The sequence below is a fragment of the Pseudanabaena sp. PCC 9330 genome, assembly GCF_055795045.1.
Genome location: NZ_JAYFES010000120.1, coordinates 37,279 through 54,370 on the forward strand (window position 1 = coordinate 37,279; position 17,092 = coordinate 54,370).

Here is a 17,092-nt window from a genome sequence, read left to right on the forward strand (position 1 = left end):
GACTAGAGCGGGTCTAGAGAGAGCATCCTAGAAATTGCTCGTATCCCCGTCTGAACTGCTCTTTGCCGCCCTGTTCGACAATACTGCCATGGGCCATGATCACCCGATCAAAATCCCAGCGGAGAACCTGCTGAGCTGCTGCTCTAGCCGCTGCTTTGTCTGTGGTTGCAAGGCGTTCTAGCAGGGATGGGCTCAGGGTTTTGTAGCCGCCGCCAACCTTGGTCACTAGCTGGGTCAGCCAAGGAAAACTCTGGTCAAAACAGAAAGCCGTATCCGTCAAAATCAGCGTGCGGCTGGCGACATGGAAGAACACCCACTCCTCCAGAGGATCTGGGCCGCTGGGGGTAAGAGTTTTGAATCCGTCGAAGAACCGGTGCTCAATGCCATGCCATGGGCTGTTTGCAGCGCCTTCTATAGCTTGGTCAATCGCTAACTCTGGTCTCTTTGCCCTTAGCCCCGCCGTAGCCCAAAACGTTGCCCCTGGGTAGGCTGCTTTAAATTCAGCGGCAAAGCGGTAGTGATACAGATTAGGCGCGACGATATGGGCGACTTTTCCCAGTTCGTTAAGTTCGCCTACCAGCCCATCACTCACCTGAATGGGTGATAGGACGACGAGATCATCACTCGCCAGTCGAATTACGGTCATGCGGGTGCCTATGCTCAACCCAAAGTATCGCAGGGGTTGCTCCGCCACCCAAAGATCCTGAGCAATTCCTCTCAGCATGACTCACCCTCTAATAGAGAACTCGGTGCCTACTGGCAGCATTGCCCTACGGCAGCCAGGGATACTGTCGAAAATCGGGCGCTCGTTTCTCTAGAAACGCCTGCCTACCCTCGGATCCTTCTTCGGTCATGTAGTAGAGCAGGGTGGCGTTGCCCGCTAACTCTTGCAGCCCCGCCTGGCCGTCGCAGTCGGCGTTAAAAGCCGCTTTAAGGCAGCGAATGGCGATCGGGCTTTTTTGCAGAATCTCTTGTGCCCACTGCACCCCCTCGGCTTCGAGCTGGTCTACGGGCACTACGCAGTTGACCATGCCCATATCTAGCGCCTCCTGGGCGCTGTACTGGCGACAGAGATACCAAATTTCGCGGGCTTTCTTTTGCCCCACCATGCGTGATAGGTAACTGGCCCCAAAGCCGCCATCAAAACTGCCCACTTTAGGCCCAGTTTGGCCAAAAATGGCGTTGTCAGCGGCAATGGTGAGGTCGCACACCACGTGCAGCACGTGCCCGCCACCGATCGCATAGCCCGCCACTAGGGCAATCACCACCTTGGGCATCGAGCGAATCAGCCGCTGCAAGTCGAGTACATTGAGCCGGGGCACGCCGCCCTCATCGACATAGCCGCCGTGGCCGCGCACGCTCTGGTCGCCGCCCGAGCAAAAAGCATATTTACCGTCGGTGTGGGGTCCAGCGCCGGTGAGCAGCACCACGCCGATGCGGCTGTCTTCCCGAGCGTTGGAGAAAGCCTCGTACAGTTCGACGATGGTTTTGGGGCGAAAGGCGTTGCGCTTGTGGGGCCGGTTGATGGTGATTTTGGCGATGCCATCGGCCTTTTGATAAATGATGTCTTCGTAGGGCTTAACATCTTGCCAGTCAACCTGCATAGGGGCGCGAGTCCAGTTAACACTGGATTCTAGGGTCTCACACTTTGGAAGCTCCAACGGGAAACCTATAGGCTGTGGTCAGCCGCGATCGCACCCTGATTGCTTTAACAATAATTGCTTTGGCAGCAGCACATTTTAGTAAAGGACAGAGGAAAAGAGGGGCTCTTCTCTTGCTGACAGCTTCTTTCTGACTTGGCGATTGTAGTCAGGGATGAACATCTAGATCGCACCGATGTGATTATCTAGCTTCTTGGAGAACGACAGGGTCTTCCTCACCAGTCAGGAAATCCGCTGCCTCAGCGTGTTGTTCGGGCGCTCAGTGCAACTCGTTAAGCCGCTGTCCTTACCGACGGCCTGATGTCGTTTGCAGAGAATGGCCGTGACGTAGGCCTCCCAGAAATAGGTGTAGACCTTGGCACATTGTCGATAGAGAGCGAAATCACAGTCAGGCTTGGCTAGGTCGCGTACGGGGGATGACGTGGCATGAATCTTCAGCATCGTAAATGACCTTCCTGAGGGATCGTCAAATGTTTAGAGATCCTGCTCAGTTAATCCAGCATCTTTTAGGAGTTTTCTCAATAGACCAGTTGGTAAATCTCGACTGCCATAAACCGGGATAGACAAAATGCTATCGAATCCTGCTTTTGTGTAAATATGATGGCTGCCAGTAATTCTTTTCAGATCCCAACCTTTGTGCTCGAGAATTTTGCAAAGAGCTTTACCTGAAGCAGGCTTCATAAAGATAGCTCAATAAGCTGCTTTTCTGGCCCGATATCTCCTTGCAGACTGGCAACATCAAGCCACCCTTGCACAGCATCTTCCAGCATAACTAGCAGATGCTCGTAGCTTTCTCTCCAGGTGTGGTAACCAGGTAAAGCAGGCACAGAGCCGCATCAAACACCATCTTCCTGCCAGATAAGAACCTTAATCTTCATAGATCAGTTTTGTATTCAGCCTCTAGAGTTGACACGGCAAATACTTGCGATCGTAATCCTTATGGTTCTGACAGAAAGGATGCAAAACGTTACTCCTATATGTTTTGCTTTTTAGAAGATAGTCTTTCAATTGAATTTACAAGATAGTGCTGATTCAGCAAATTCAAAAGATAACCACTAAGTTTACCCTGCCTATTGAAAGCCTCGTTCGATAAAATATTTTGAACGGACTTGAGCCAATTCAATTCCTCAGTCAGCTTTTCATTTGTGTTTTCATACTTATATCTTTCAGATAGTGCCCAAAAAATATATTGAGCATCTTCGCCTTTCATAGCCATCACTTTTTCAGTAAAAACACTAGCTTCGACGTAGCTTAATATCGGCGATTCATGATATTTTGGACGCCCATTTTCATTGAAGGGAGCATCCAAGCAGATTGCCTCGTGAAACCCGAAAATGTCGTTACACATAACTTCAATCAACTCTTGAGCTTTTCGAGGCATCTCTTCAGCATAGACCTCCTTTCTTGCGTTCCTGAAGTAATCAAGAAACTCCTTAAATTCTTCGGTTTCCTTTCCTTGGAAAGCAAGGTTCTGATAACCTCCAAACATACTGCCAATAGCTTCAGGCAGGGCGATATATAAAGACAAAGGTTCTAGTCGATTAGAATGCCTAAGATCGTCAACATATTTTTTTGAGTCTTCAAGAATATCTTTCTTAGCTCTTCTATAAATACCTGCATCGGAAAACATTAAAAATAAGCCCACTACATGGGTTACAACCCCAGAATTAGAATATACTCTATTGCTAAACTCCATCTCAACTTCTTTTATTAATGCTTCAAATTTGTCATCAGACAATTCCGAAAAATGCCAAAGCTTTACCCAGTTGGGCGTATTTTCATCCTGAAAATACTTGCTGCTTGATATGGATAAATCCAATTCCTTTAGATCTATTAGGCCTTGAGCGAAAAAACTCTTCCACCAAGCCAAGCTAGGAAAAGCCTGATACATGTCAAGAAAAGGATAGTTGTCGAGGATTTCATTGAAATGGTTTTGGCATTTATTGTTCTGGCTTTGCTCGCTTTCGCCTGAAAAGGAAGGATTTCTCTTGTTCAAGAAGCTTGCGTATTGTGTTGTCAGTTCGCCTATGTCTTCAGGGGATATATTCCCTTGGTGAATCTCAATTGACAATGCTGTTAGAACTTTTAATATATTCGCCAAGGCTTCAGGATGTGTCTGGACTGGCTTTGGAAGCTTGTGAAAAATCCTGGAAAACTCTAATAAAATATTATTCAGACTTCTAAGATTCTTGTAATTAGCTCGTTGATATAAATCCTGGATAATGTCGCAATTTTTTAGCAAAAAATCTCTGATCTTTATGTCTTCAACCCTGTGGGCAAACGATTTTAATGCATCTTCAAAGATTGGCAATATATTGAGGGTCTTGCCAACTAGTTTTTCTTTGATGGATGGATAGCTAGCATTCTCTAAAAGCTTATCTTCATGCGCAATAAGAATGACTTTCATGTCATTGTGCTCTACGAAGAAATTTATATAGCCTAATAGGCTGCCAAGATCTATTTTGCAACGTTCGAGATCGTCGAATATCAAAATACTTTTATCTATATTGCCTAACTTATTCGGAAGATCAATGTTTGGGATTTGAATATTCCAGGTTCCATCGTCTTGCCCATCTCCAGTTAAGTCAATCTTTATCGCTCCTTTCAATAAACCTTTAAGAACAATTCCGGCAACGGCCATTCCTCTTGATGACATTATTGGGTGAAGTAGCTGAAAAAACTTATCCTCTATGTCAATAGTGTTATTCATTCCATAGAGACTTATATACAAGACTTGAATGCCCTTGGCCTCTAAGCCCCTTTGATATTGTTCTATGAACCATGTTTTCCCGGAACCCCATGTGCCTTTTAGTAAGACGGCGAATCCAGGTGGATTAGATAAGCCACAGTAGTAATTTAAATATTCTTCTACATGAGCATTAACCGATGAAAAATTCGATTCTGATGTCATGTCATCATCTCAAAAAATGTAATGTCTATAACTCTGATTCAGACAGTCGTCCTTCAACAGGTTCGTATTCATCTTCTAACAGCCAGGTTTGAGCCTCGTTGTAGGTGGCGCTGGTAAACACAACCTTGTATCCATCGGCTGGGTCATGTACACGGCAACTGCCAGAGGGCTCACCCATCAACAACAAAAGGTAGGGCGGAGACAGCAAGGGATCAATCCACACCTCAACAAAATCCCAGTCAGTCTTGGCTGGGTCGAGTGCGGGGGATGACGTGGTATCGATCTTCTGCATCAATTTTCACCTCTCCATAAAATAACGGAGTGCTTGAACCATCTGTGGGGCTGACGCGATAACCAATAGCTTCGGCAAAAAACAAGCCGTAACGCTCATACCCTCGAAGGCTGCCTGTAAACTCGCCCCTGGCAATAATGGCTTGGGCAACTCTTTCCATTGTGGCGGCATTCTTAAAAATATGAGCAGCCCTGCCTCGTCGGAGTAGTCGCTGCACCTGGGGCGTATCAGGCAGGTGCTTGGCAACGTGTCTGGTGTCGAGGGTAATCTCACGTTCAATGCCACTCATGAATTAGCTTGTGGGAACTGTGCCAACGACCCTACCCCAATACTGGCTCTGGCACCGCACCCTGCAAATGCCCCAGCCATTCGGTCAGGCTTTCCAGCTGTTTTTCGGGCTTGAGCACGCCTAGGCCGCGCACCACCACCTTGCCGCCGCTGTAGACAAAGCGCGCCTTCAGATGGTTGGGCAGATTTTCGCTGAGCTTCTTCCAGGCCGGTTCTTCCATCGGGGTTTCCATTACCACGTGCTGCTTGCCCTCGGGCTTGATGCGCGAGAAGCCTGCCGCCTTGGCGACTAGCTTGAGTTCTAGCATGCGGACGAGCTGGGCGGTGGAGTAGGGGATGGGGCCGTAGCGATCGCTCAAATCTGCGGCAATCTGCATCAGCTCCACCTTGCTGTTAGCTGCCGCGAGACTGCGGTAAGCGCCCATCTTTTGCTCCAGGTCGGGGATGTAGTCGTTGGGCACAAAGGCGGTGACGTTGAGATCCACCTGGGTGTCTTCGACCTTGGGAATATCCTGGCCGCGAATTTCGGCGATTTCTTCTTCGAGCATGTCCATGTAGAGGTCAAAGCCGATCGCATCCATCTGACCCGACTGCTCGGCCCCCAGCAGATTGCCGACGCCGCGAATTTCCATATCGCGCATGGCCAGCTGATAGCCGGAGCCGAGCTGGGTGAACTCCTGAATGGCGCGGAGGCGCTGGCGAGCTTTGTCGGTGAGGGATTTTTTGGGATAAAACAGCCAGGCGTGGGCCTGAATGCCCGCCCGCCCGACTCTTCCCCTGAGCTGGTAGAGCTGGGAGAGGCCAAAGCGGTGGGCGTCTTCGATCAAGATCGTGTTGACGCGGGGGATGTCGAGGCCCGACTCGATGATGGTGGTGCAGAGCAGCACCTCCGCCTCGCCGTTGCTAAAGGTGAGCATGGTCGATTCCAACTCCCCTTCGTCCATCTGGCCGTGGGCGATCGCAATTCTGGCCGCTGGCACCATCTCGCGGATCTTAGCGGAGGTTTCTTCAATGCCCTCCACCCTGGGCACCACGTAGAACACCTGGCCGCCTCGATCCAGCTCTTGGCGAATGGCGGTGCGGATCGCCTCCGGGTCGTGGGGCGACAGGTGGGTTTTAATCGGGCGGCGCGAGGGGGGTGGCGTGGTGATCAGGCTCATTTCGCGCACCCCAGAGAGGGCCATATATAAGGTGCGGGGGATTGGCGTGGCGCTGAGGGTGAGCACATCCACCTGGGTTTTGAGGGATTTGATCCGCTCTTTTTGGTTGACGCCGAAGCGCTGTTCTTCATCCACCACCAGCAGGCCCAGGCCCTTGAAGGTGACGCCTTTGCCGAGGAGCTGGTGGGTGCCTACGACCACATCCAGTTCCCCGGTCTTGAGCCGCTGCAGAATGTCTTTGCGTTCGGTGGCGGTGCGGAAGCGGTTGAGCAGCCCCACCTGAATCGGGTAGGGGGCGAAGCGCTCCTTCAGCGTGTGGTAGTGCTGCTGGGTGAGGATGGTGGTCGGGGCCAGCAGGGCCACCTGCTGCCCGGCGGTGACGGCTTTGAAGATCGCCCGCAGCGCCACCTCGGTTTTGCCAAAGCCCACGTCGCCGCAGACTAGGCGATCCATGGGGCGATCGCTCTCCATGTCGCGCTTCACATCCTGCACAGCCTTGAGCTGGTCGGGGGTGGCCTGGTAGGGGAACGAATCCTCCAACTCCTGCTGCCAGGGCATGTCGGGAGGGAAAGAAAAGCCCTCCATTTTGGCCCGCTGGGCATAGAGCTTGAGCAGATCGACCGCGACTTTTTGAATGGCTTTTTTGGCCCGGCCCTTGGTCTTTTCCCAGGCGGTGCTGGTCATTTTGTTAAGCACCGGAGCCTGACCGCTGGCCGCCCGGTAGCGGGAGAGGGAACCCACCGAATCTGCTGCCACCCGCAGCAGCCCGTCGGCGTACTGAATCACCAAGTAGTCGCGGGTTTCATGGTTGACGGTGAGACTTTCTAGCTTGATGAATTTGCCGATGCCGTGGCTGCGGTGGACGACAAAATCCCCCGGCTTCATCTTGTTGGGGTCGACTTGTTTGGAAGCGGCGCGGCGACGCTTGCGCACGTAGCCCCCGGTGGCCAGGGTGTGCTGGCCAAAAAACTCGCGGTCCGTCACCACCACAATGCGGAAGGTGGGCAGCACAAAGCCCTCCAGCTCCGCCAGGCCCGAATACTTCACCGCCACGGGCACATGCTGGGTTTGCAGCTTGTCGATCGCATTAAAATCCCGAGGGTTGGGAATGAACTGGGCCGGACAGTCGTGCTCTTGCAGCAGGGATACTGAGCGCGACGGCTGGGCCGAGGCTAGCCAGACCGAATACTTGCGATCGCACTCCTTTCTGATCGTCTCCGCCAGCTTGCCAAACTGGTGCGGAATCGCAGGAACGGGGCGACTGGCCAGGTTCAGCCCGCCGTGGTTCACCTCCGTCAGCTCCGAGAGAAACAGCCGGGGGAAAACCTCGGCGTCGCTGAGGGTGTCGGTGAAGGGGCGGTGGATCTTCGGGAGAGAAAAGTTTTGAGTTTTGAGTTTTGGATTTTGAATTTCTTCTAACTCAGAATTCAAAACTGAGAACTCAAAACTCTCTTCCTTTACCTCCTGCCAGTGGTCTTCGACGTGCTCTAGCCAGCGATCGCTATGAGCCTGGCACTGATCGACCTCATCCACCGCCATCAGGGTATTTTCGGGCAAATAGTCTAGCAGCGAGGCGGGGTTTGAAAAAGCCAACCCTAGCCAGCGGCGGGTGCCCTCGGGCAGAATGCCGCTTTCCAGCCCTTCTTGAGCGGCTGCCGAAAGCAGATCATCCAGCAGACCCTGTTCTCTCAATTTCTCAATGATCACCGGGCCGTACTGGGTGGGGGTGAGCACCAGGTGGTCGATCGCATCCAGAGATCTCTGCGTCGCCGGGTCAAACTCCCGCAGGCGCTCTAGCTCGTCGCCAAAGAGTTCTAATCGCACCGGCAGCTCACTGGCCACCGGGTACACGTCGATAATGTCGCCCCGCTGCGCCCACTGGCCCTCGGTTTCGACCACCATGACTCGCTCGTAGCCCAGAGTCGCTAGCTTTTGCCCCAGCGCTTTGAAATTAATCTCCTGCTTCAGCTCTAGTCGCAGGCAGTAGGGTTCGAGGGCTGAGACCGGCGGCAGGTGGGGCTGCAGGGCGCGTTCCGTGGCAACGACAGCCAGCTTGCGAGATGCTCCATCCTCGCCCGCCGCCCGCAGCGCCAGCAAATCTGCCAGCACCTGGAGCTGGCCCCAGGTCATCTCTGACTCTTGGTCAAACGGGTCGTAGGGCGAGGCTTCGGAGGTGGGGTAGAAGTGCACCGTGTCCCAGCCCATGGCTTCGAGCTGGGTGGCCCAGCGCCCGGCCTCTTCGAGCGTGGCGGTGATCACCAGCAGGGGGCGATCCTGTGCCAGGGCTAAGGTTGAGGAGACCAACCCCTTGGGTAAGCGAGCTACGCCATTGAGCGTTAGATGGCCTTGCTGATCGAGCTTTCCTAACAGTTCAGCCGTGAGGGGCGATCGCTGCAGGGCACGGGTAATTGAAGAGAAAGCCATAAAAGCAACCCAGGGAAAAAGGGGCCGAAGCCTAGGCACGCAAAAACAGTATGCAAAACACCCCTAAACTTTGCAGCTAGGGGATGTGAGAGCGGAGATGGTGAGCCCGTCTCACGTTACCTATTGTAATAATGTCTGCCCCGCTTTTGGCTGGGCCTGGGGACGAGTTTAAGGGTTGCTGGGTGGTTTTCTGGTGAGCAGCAGTGTTTACCCTCTTGACGACAGCAACAAATGCAACAAAGTAAAAAGTTAATTTGCCCGAAGATTGCTACCCTCCAGGGCAGTCCTACAATGAAGACAGCTCAAGGTCTATCGCTGCGTTAGTCCAGGGCCAAACCTACAGTCCATTCTGCGCTTCCAGTCCTTCTAGGAGGTCAAAACAATGGCTACCGACAAAAATCTCACCCCAACCCCCTCTCACTACGATCCTCACCTCGTACCGGCAGAGACCGCCGCTCGGGCTGAGCGCGAAGGCCAAGCCTTTGGCCATGTCGATCACGATTCCCAAGGGCCTGAGCAACTTCATACTCGCGACGGTTACACGGTTGACCAAGAAGGGTTAATTAATAACTATGCCGTTGAGCCGCCTATGTATATCCACACCCCCGGAGACCTAGCCGAGGTGGAAAAAGCCAACGCTGAGCAGCGGGCTCGTGACCGCAAAGCCATGGTTGAATCCCACGATTGGCACCACAAAGGGCCTGGAGTAATCTAGCCGCAATCTCAGTCTAAGTCCGGTTTTGAGATGGAGATGTTCTAGAGAAAAACCTCACCATCTCGAATCGGGCTTGCCGTTACCCAGGAACCGTTATGCCCAGCTATGAACCGACTATCAACCCAGGCCATGAGTCTATCAGCGTCGCCGATCTGCTGGCTCGCTATGCCGCAGGGGAGCGAGACTTTAAAGGCATTAAACTAGCAGGCGCTGATCTGAATGGGGCTGCTTTAGGGGGAATTGATCTGAGCCGCGCCGAGCTGACGGGTATCGATTTATCCCAGGCTGCTCTACAAAACGCCAATCTCAGCGAGGCCAATTTAGTGGGTGCTAATTTAGCCCAGGCCAATTTGTTTGGCGCTTTTTTAAGCGGCGCAAATTTGAGCCAGACAACGCTGCGGGCCGCTAATTTGACCGAGGCCGATCTAAGTGGTGCGCTACTGGTTCAGTCCGATTTAGAAGACACCTTGTTGCATTTAACCTGTCTATCGGATGCCAACTTGCAGGGGGCCAATTTGACCGGGGCAAAAATGTGTGGAGCCAGGCTCTGGAAGGCCAATCTCTGTGAGGCTAACCTCCAGGGGGCTGACTTGTCTGATGTCAATCTCTGCGAGGCTAACCTGTGTGACGCCAACCTAGATGCCGCTGACACTAGCGAGTGCGTACTGACCGGGGCAACGATGCCCTTGGGTGATGTTCACGATTAGTTTAAGGTCTAGATCTTGCCGAACACCCCCTGATGCCGATGACCCCTGAGCAAGCCGCTGAAATTCTTCGCCTTAAAGAGGCCAAGGTGGCCCCAAAGCAGATTGCCCGTCAGCTCAACCTCAGGCCAGCGGAGGTGACTGCCTTTATTCGCGATCGCGCCGAAGATCTGTACTTGGAAAAGGCTCGATCGGACGATCTGCAACCACTTCATGCTTGCCTGGTAAACCGGTGTGCCGTTCAAAAGCTGTTCCCCCCAAAACAGTCCCTTTTGTCTAAGCTTCGTCCTCAGACTAGCCAGGGCGTTGAGGGTATGTGCCAAGTAATTGTGGCTCGTCAAGAGCGCAGCCGCCTTTTGGTGGGCAGCTACCTGGTCGACTACTGGTGCCTGGGCGTTAAAGATGCCATGCTGCCCCGCACAATAAGCCACAGCGAGCATCAGAAATTGCTTGAGTTCTGCGAAGAGCGGTTTGATGAGCCCTTTGTCGAGATTACCCTTGAGCAGGCCCAGTCGATCGTCTACGGTGCCGTAGACTATGCCCGCAGTTTAGGCTTCGAGTCCCACAAGGACTTTAATACCAAGGCCCAAATTCACCTGGGCCTGCGGCCAGAGGCGCTGATACCGATCGAGTTTGGTGATAAGGGCAAACCCTTTTTCGTCAGCGGCCCCTATGACAATGTTGACAAAGTGATAAAAACCCTAGAAGCCAACGTTGGATCCGGAAATTTTCACTATATGGCTGCGATCGGCGGCTCCGGTATGGGAGAGACTGACCTTTTGTTGTAAGTGTTGGATGAGCATAGTCGCCAAGCCCTCTAAGCCCAAATCCAAATCACATATCCCCGATTTCCAAAAGGTCAAACTTTATGGGCGAATGCCATTAGCCCATAGGTCTCTGGGGTATCCAAGCAAGATTTAGAATAAATCTGACGAAATCGGAGTCTTCTCAATGTGCCTACGACCTATGACGCCCTAATGGCTCAAGGGTGGGAGCGCCAGTTCCCCGAGACGCGGTGAGGCCTGGCCAAAAGCCGCTTTTTAGCCGTTGAACTCAGGTGCTCTGGGAATCTTCTGCCCCAAGCTCTAGGACGTCACCTCGGTGTCCACCGGGTTTTGACCCGCCGCGTAGGCTCGTAAAGCGTTGATGATGTGGATATTGGCCTTGGGAAAGGGGAACTCCTCGATCGCATCCAAAGTGACCCAGCGCACCTCGTCGCACTCGATCGGCTGGGGAATGCCGCTCACGTGGGTGCAGTGGTGCACATTGAGGGTGACCTTGAAGTGGGAGTAGGCATGGGTGACAGTGCAGAGGCGATCGCCCACCGCAATCTCAATCCCCAACTCTTCTTGAATCTCCCGAGAAATGCAGGCTTCAATGGTTTCGCCCGTCTCAATCTTGCCACCGGGAAACTCCCACAGCCCGCCCAAGAGGCCCTCCTGCTTGCGGCGATCGATCAAAATCTCCCCTTGGTCATTCCAAATCACGGCGACGCCGATTTGCTTGTGGGGCAGGGGGCCTTTGGCTTCTGACATGGGCAGCTCCGATTGAATATTGCGATTATAAGCACGACAGTGGGCCTGCCAGGGACAGCGATCGCAGGCCGGGCTGCGCCGCGTACAGAGCGTCGCCCCCAGATCCATGAACGCCTGATTAAAATCGCGAGGATTTTGAGGATCCAACAGGCCTTCTGAGAGCGCCCAGAGATCTCTCAAAGCCCTCGCCGGCGGCACCGGCAGCGCTACCAGTCGAGCCAGCACCCGCTTCACATTGCCATCGAGAATAGCGTAGGGCAGGTTAAAGGCCGAGCTGAGAATGCCCCCAGCGGTGGTTTTGCCAATACCGGGCAGAGCAGTGATGGTCTCTAAATCCTGAGGAATTTTGCCGTTGTGGTCGGCCACAAGGCACTGAGCCGCCCGGTGCAGGTTGCGGGCACGGCTGTAGTAACCCAGTCCTTCCCAGGCTTTGAGCACGGTCTGCTGGTCAGCGACGGCCAGCGCTTCTACCGTTGGGAACTGCTCTAGCCAGCGCTGGTAGTAGGGCAGCACCGTCTTTACCTGGGTCTGCTGGAGCATGATCTCCGAGATCCAGATCGCGTAGGGATTGGCAATATTTCGCCAGGGCAAACTGCGCCCCTGGTCGGCGTACCAGGCCAGCAGCGCCCCCCGCAACCCCTCAACAGGAAAATCCGGCCCGAGCAAGGTCGCCGGGGCCGGATTGGGGGAAAGAAGGGACTGGTTTAGAACCCTCGTTGTACTCGTTGTGTAGGCTCCCTCGATATCGTGCGCGGTACCGCTGCGGTCAAGGGGGCTGGAGGAATTGGGAAGTCTTGGACTCACTCAGGCTCGTTAATAGACTCAGCCGACATCAGCGAAGACTCAAAGGCCATACGCTGCTCGGCACCCCGCAGAAAATACCCGCTCATCATAGCAGAGGCCAGCAGTCGACCCAAGTTTTCGCGGTTGGTGGTGATTTCTACGTCAAAGTGCTGGGAGGGCAGACCGCCGAGCAGGCCAATGATGTTGTGCTCCATCATCTGCTGCACGTCGGTAGAAGCCGGATTAGAGAGCTGGGCAATAGTCTCTGGGCTCATGCTGTGGACGTACTGCATGAGCGAGCTGGGCTGCTCAGAGGAATTTTTGAAACCGTTGAATAGGTCTTGGGCTTTGCCGGAAGAATTGCTCACAGTGGATACCTCGCTTGGCTGGCAGTGTTTGCGGCCTGGGTTTATCAGATTGAGCTGGATATCAGTAGTATTCCCCGTTGGGACTGGAACTCTACGTTTTGTTGTCTAGATCACTTTTATCTAGATCGCTCTTATCTATCTACATTGGTACGGGCAGCCATTCCGTAAACCCATGTAGTTAAGTTAACAAGCTCCGTTTCATCTCTGGGTAAGTAGAACCGTACTGACTATGGAGGGGTTTTGCCCCGCCACCGTCGTAGAGAAGTTGCCCTATGGATAGATGTTAACCGAGAGTTAACGGGTGAAGCTGTATCAAGCCTAGCTCAGATCGGGTAGAGCACCGTTGGTAAACCGCCAGTTTTTGCTCTGGCTAAGGCGGCAAAACCGGCCCCACTCAAGCAAGGTTTAGACAGTTTAAGCCTGTCATCATCTTAAAAAGGGGCCTTTCTGTCACAATTGTCAATTATGTCCTTAAAAACCCCACAATGACCCTTTCTTCTCCCACTGCCCCCGCTGCTGAGGCCCGCAGTGTGGATAGCGCACAGTACCGGGCTGTACGACACCTGAGCGCAGCCCTCTGCCAACCACTCGAAATCGAGGACTACGGCGTGCAGGCCATGGCCGATGTCAGCCCGCCCAAATGGCACCTGGCCCACACCACCTGGTTTTTTGAAACCTTTTTGCTGCGGCCCTACCAGCCCGGCTATCGAGAATTTCACCCTGGCTATGGGTATTTGTTTAACTCGTACTATGAGGCGGTGGGCGATCGCCACCCCCGGCCCCAGCGCGGCCTGCTGTCGCGCCCTACGGTAGCTGAGGTCTACCAGTACCGCGCCCATGTAGATGAGGCAATGGAAAAGCTTTTGCTGCAAAAGGCCGGTCATCCAACGGTGGCAGCACTCACCACCCTGGGGCTGCACCACGAACAGCAGCATCAAGAGCTGCTGCTCACCGACCTCAAATACAACCTGGCGATCAACCCCCTGCGCCCCGCCTATCGCCAAGATGTCGCCGTTAGAGAATGCGCCTGCCCACCGCCCCTAGAGTTTGTGGGCTTTGGTGCTGGCCTCTATACCATTGGTCACCAAGGCACCGGCTTTGCCTTCGACAATGAAAGCCCCACCCACCCGGTCTACCTGCAAGACTTTGCCCTGGCCAACCGCCTTGTCACCAACGGCGAATACTTAGAATTTATGGCCGACAAGGGCTACCAGACCGCTGCCCACTGGCTGGCGGAGGGCTGGGCCACCCTACAGAGCGCAGGCTGGCAGGCCCCCCTGTATTGGGAGCAGCGTGACGGCCAGTGGTGGGGGTTTACCCTGGGCGGCCTCAAGCCCATCAACCCGATGGAGCCTGTGAGCCACCTCAGCTACTTTGAAGCCGACGCCTTTGCCACCTGGCGGGGCTGCCGCCTGCCCACCGAAGCCGAGTGGGAAGTCGCCGCTGCCGGAGTGCCCATCCAAGGCAACCTCCTCGCCGCTGACCATCTGCATCCCCAACCTGCATCTGAGTCTCAAACACTCCAGCAGCTCTACGGCGACGTTTGGGAATGGACCCAGAGCGCATACCTGCCCTATCCCGGCTTTCGCCCCGCGCCTGGTGCCGTGGGAGAATACAACGGCAAGTTTATGTGCAACCAAATGGTGCTGCGCGGCGGCTCTTGCGTCACGCCCTCAGGCCACATTCGCCCCAGCTATCGCAATTTCTTTCCGCCCAGCGCCCGCTGGCAGTTTAGCGGTCTGCGGCTGGCTAGAGAGTTTTGAATTCTGAGTTTTAAATTTCAACTCAAAACTCAAGCTGCAAAACTGCCCCACCTTTCCCATTCTCCCCATCTCCCCATGCCCCTCACTTCCCAAACTAAGCCCTCTCCGGTCAAGCTTTACGACTTTCACCCGCCGATAGAAGACTTTCACAGCGCGGTGCTGCGGGGGCTGAGCCTGCCGCAGAAGGCGTTGTCGCCCTGGTTTCTCTACGACAAGCGCGGCTCAGAGCTGTTTGACGCCATCTGCCAACTGCCGGAGTACTACCTTACCCGTACGGAGATGAAAATTTTGCGGGACAATGCCGGGGACATTGCGGCGGTACTGGATCACCGGGTGCTGGTAGAACTGGGCAGCGGCAGCAGTCAAAAGATTCGCATTTTGCTCAAGGCAGCGCCCCAGGTGACCACCTACGTGGGGGTCGATATTTCGCGGCAGCATCTGCAAGAAGCCTGTGCGGCGCTGATGGCCGATTTTGAGCGATTGGATGCGATCGCAGTCTGCGCCGACTATACAAAACCCCTACCCATAGCCGCCATTCCAGAACTGCAAAATCGCCCCACCATTGGCTTTTTTCCTGGTTCTTCTATCGGCAACTTAGAGCCTGCGGAGGTCATCAGCTTTCTCAAAACCGTTACAGTGCTGGGAGATCTGATCGTGGGAGTAGATCTGAAAAAGTCTCCCACCATTCTTGAACCCGCCTACGACGATGCCCAGGGGGTATCGGCCGCCTTTGCCCTCAATCTGCTGGTGCGCATCAATCGCGAGCTAGGGGCCGACTTTGACCTCAGCCAGTTTGAGTATCGGGCGTACTATAACGAGATAGCAGGGCGGATCGAAATGGCGATCGCTAGCCTCTGCGATCAAACTGTCCATCTGGGCGAGGCCAAAATTGCCTTTAAAGCGGGCGAAACCCTGCGCACCGAGCACTCTTATAAATACACCATCGATGAGTTTCAGCTCTTAGCTATGGAAGCTGGCTTTCAGCCGGTGCAGGTGTGGACCGATGACCAACAGCTCTTTAGCCTGCACCACTTAACGCAGATTTAAGCAATATTGTTTTATATTGCTGACCGCTATTTTGCTTGGCCAAAGCAATCATTGTTAAAGCAGAGACGCTGAGCTCATCGATAAATTCAGGTGGCGCTATGGTTGCCCGGTGGTTGAGTCAGTCGGTGCTGATTTTGGCGATCGCGTCAGCGGGGATTGCTACCTTAGCCAAAAATCTCACCAGCGATTTGCGGCCTGATTTTGTCATGACGAGCGATCTTGAGCACATTTTGGCTGACCAAGGTGCCGAGCTAGAACAGATGCAAGGGCAGATACTTTTGCATTGGGTACAGCAGTTAGAAACACTGGGAGGGCTAGATAGATTAACCGCCCCCGTCACGCTGCCGTTTGACTATGTGGGCGGGCATATTTTGATTGCAGCAGAGATTGAGCCCTTGGGCCTTCAGAAAACGCTGCTGGTCGATTCTGGTATGCGCTCAACGTTGTTAGACCGAGATTTGGCGGTGCCTCTGACCGCAGCGTTTCAAGTTGATCCGGCGGTGACCTACGGTCTAGTTGATCAGGTGCACCTGGCGCAGGCCAGCTTTCACGATGTGAGTGCGGTTGTCACTGACTTTAGCGCCCCTGGCCAACCCCTCTACTGTCTGTCTGACAGCGGTGTGATTGGGGCCAGTCTGATGCGCCATGCCACCTGGCAAATTGATTATCAAGCTCGCACAATCACCGTGGCGCAGTCGGCTGAAGAGTTAGACCACGTGACCGATGCGATCGCACTTCCCTTTACGGTGGTTAACTTCAGCCCGGCGATCGCCCTTCACATCGGCGACAACCTGCCCATTCAAGTGCTGATCGACACTGGCTGGGGCGGCAGCATTCACCTGGCCTACTCAGATTTTTTGACCCTAGATGCAGCGCAGCTTGAGGCCACATCGACCGCTAAGAGCCTAGTCGAAACCCTGCGGGGGCTCGCCATTGTCAACCAGAACGTGATCCAAGCCCCGACGCTTTCTCTGGGCGATCTCACCCTAGAAAATTTTCCAATTTTAGTCAGCTACGGCACCAATGCGCAGCCCTATTCGCTGATCGGCAATGAGTTTTTAGAGCACTTTATCGTCACCCTAGATTGGTCAACCCATCGGCTCTACCTCAAACCAGTATCGCCCTTCAGCCAGATGTATCCCAAGGAGGCTGACTACGGCTTCCAGGCGATAGTGCATGGTGGGCATCTGCTGGTTGCTGGGCTACAGTATCCTTCCCCGGCGGCCAGGGCGGGGTTGCAGATGGGCGATCGCATTTTGGCCATTGACAACGACACCTACACGGCATTGGGCGATGAGCAGGCCTGTGCCTTTGTGCTCTCACCCGTGAGCGATCGCTACAGCGGCCCGATCTCAATCACCGTTGAGCGCCGGGGGCAGCCCCTGACCTACACCATCACCCCCGCTGAGACTGCACTAACTGCGGCAGCAGCTGACTGAAA

The 17,092-nt window shown here is 54.0% G+C and carries 16 protein-coding genes and 1 pseudogene; 6 read left to right on the forward strand and 11 right to left on the reverse strand.

Going from position 1 to position 17,092, the window contains the following annotated elements; all coding sequences use genetic code 11:
• Positions 1–13: 13 nt before the first annotated feature.
• From AC0QKW_RS25035 to mfd, 9 genes and pseudogenes are all read right to left on the reverse strand, one after another.
• Positions 14–724: a DUF4336 domain-containing protein gene (locus tag AC0QKW_RS25035; protein ID WP_473153843.1), complete on the reverse strand. Its 711-nt coding sequence runs from the start codon at positions 722–724 to the stop codon at positions 14–16.
• A 46-nt stretch (positions 725–770) separates the two neighbouring features.
• A complete protein-coding gene (gene menB / locus AC0QKW_RS25040; protein WP_473153844.1) occupies positions 771–1,604 on the reverse strand; it encodes a 1,4-dihydroxy-2-naphthoyl-CoA synthase in 834 nt (277 codons plus the stop codon).
• Between the two features lie 219 nt (positions 1,605–1,823).
• A pseudogene (locus tag AC0QKW_RS25045) lies at positions 1,824–2,036 on the reverse strand (IS1 family transposase); the annotation flags it as partial.
• A gap of 99 nt (positions 2,037–2,135) precedes the next feature.
• Entirely contained in the window at positions 2,136–2,342 is a 207-nt protein-coding gene (locus AC0QKW_RS25050) for a type II toxin-antitoxin system HicA family toxin (RefSeq protein ID WP_473153845.1), read from the reverse strand.
• On the reverse strand, positions 2,339–2,488 hold the full coding sequence (locus AC0QKW_RS25055) for a type II toxin-antitoxin system HicB family antitoxin (protein WP_473153846.1): 150 nt from the start codon (positions 2,486–2,488) through the stop codon (positions 2,339–2,341). The genes AC0QKW_RS25050 and AC0QKW_RS25055 overlap by 4 nt, the downstream gene beginning before the upstream one ends.
• Positions 2,489–2,634: 146 nt before the next feature.
• Complete coding sequence (locus AC0QKW_RS25060; RefSeq protein ID WP_473153847.1) at positions 2,635–4,572, reverse strand: P-loop NTPase fold protein; 1,938 nt, start codon at positions 4,570–4,572, stop codon at positions 2,635–2,637.
• Between the two features lie 25 nt (positions 4,573–4,597).
• On the reverse strand, positions 4,598–4,864 hold the full coding sequence (locus AC0QKW_RS25065; protein WP_473153848.1) for a hypothetical protein: 267 nt from the start codon (positions 4,862–4,864) through the stop codon (positions 4,598–4,600).
• Positions 4,812–5,153 (reverse strand): DUF6972 family protein, encoded by a 342-nt coding sequence (locus AC0QKW_RS25070; RefSeq protein ID WP_473153849.1) that lies wholly within the window; start codon positions 5,151–5,153, stop codon positions 4,812–4,814. The genes AC0QKW_RS25065 and AC0QKW_RS25070 overlap by 53 nt, the downstream gene beginning before the upstream one ends.
• Before the next feature lie 31 nt (positions 5,154–5,184).
• Positions 5,185–8,736, reverse strand: coding sequence for a transcription-repair coupling factor (gene mfd, locus AC0QKW_RS25075; protein WP_473153850.1), 3,552 nt, complete (start codon positions 8,734–8,736; stop codon positions 5,185–5,187).
• Between the two features lie 382 nt (positions 8,737–9,118).
• Here mfd and AC0QKW_RS25080 point away from each other — a divergent pair, with 382 nt between their 5' ends.
• From AC0QKW_RS25080 to AC0QKW_RS25090, 3 genes are all read left to right on the forward strand, one after another.
• A complete protein-coding gene (locus tag AC0QKW_RS25080; protein WP_473153851.1) occupies positions 9,119–9,451 on the forward strand; it encodes a hypothetical protein in 333 nt (110 codons plus the stop codon).
• 95 nt (positions 9,452–9,546) lie between these two features.
• On the forward strand, positions 9,547–10,158 hold the full coding sequence (locus tag AC0QKW_RS25085; protein ID WP_473153852.1) for a pentapeptide repeat-containing protein: 612 nt from the start codon (positions 9,547–9,549) through the stop codon (positions 10,156–10,158).
• 38 nt (positions 10,159–10,196) lie between these two features.
• Positions 10,197–10,943 carry a DNA-binding response regulator gene (locus AC0QKW_RS25090; protein WP_473153853.1) on the forward strand — a complete coding sequence of 249 codons (747 nt, stop codon included), beginning with the start codon at positions 10,197–10,199 and terminating at the stop codon, positions 10,941–10,943.
• A gap of 297 nt (positions 10,944–11,240) precedes the next feature.
• Here AC0QKW_RS25090 and mutY read toward each other — a convergent pair whose 3' ends face one another.
• Entirely contained in the window at positions 11,241–12,356 is a 1,116-nt protein-coding gene (gene mutY, locus AC0QKW_RS25095; RefSeq protein WP_473153854.1) for an A/G-specific adenine glycosylase, read from the reverse strand.
• Between the two features lie 134 nt (positions 12,357–12,490).
• The gene (locus AC0QKW_RS25100) at positions 12,491–12,841 is read right to left on the reverse strand and encodes a DUF760 domain-containing protein (protein WP_473153855.1); all 351 of its coding nucleotides are present in this window, start codon (positions 12,839–12,841) and stop codon (positions 12,491–12,493) included.
• Between the two features lie 485 nt (positions 12,842–13,326).
• Between AC0QKW_RS25100 and egtB the strand changes: the two genes are divergently transcribed.
• From egtB to AC0QKW_RS25115, 3 genes are all read left to right on the forward strand, one after another.
• Positions 13,327–14,604 carry an ergothioneine biosynthesis protein EgtB gene (gene egtB / locus AC0QKW_RS25105; protein ID WP_473153856.1) on the forward strand — a complete coding sequence of 426 codons (1,278 nt, stop codon included), beginning with the start codon at positions 13,327–13,329 and terminating at the stop codon, positions 14,602–14,604.
• Between the two features lie 75 nt (positions 14,605–14,679).
• Positions 14,680–15,651 carry an L-histidine N(alpha)-methyltransferase gene (gene egtD, locus AC0QKW_RS25110; RefSeq protein WP_473153857.1) on the forward strand — a complete coding sequence of 324 codons (972 nt, stop codon included), beginning with the start codon at positions 14,680–14,682 and terminating at the stop codon, positions 15,649–15,651.
• A 98-nt stretch (positions 15,652–15,749) separates the two neighbouring features.
• Positions 15,750–17,090 (forward strand): PDZ domain-containing protein, encoded by a 1,341-nt coding sequence (locus AC0QKW_RS25115; protein ID WP_473153858.1) that lies wholly within the window; start codon positions 15,750–15,752, stop codon positions 17,088–17,090.
• Positions 17,091–17,092: the final 2 nt, after the last annotated feature.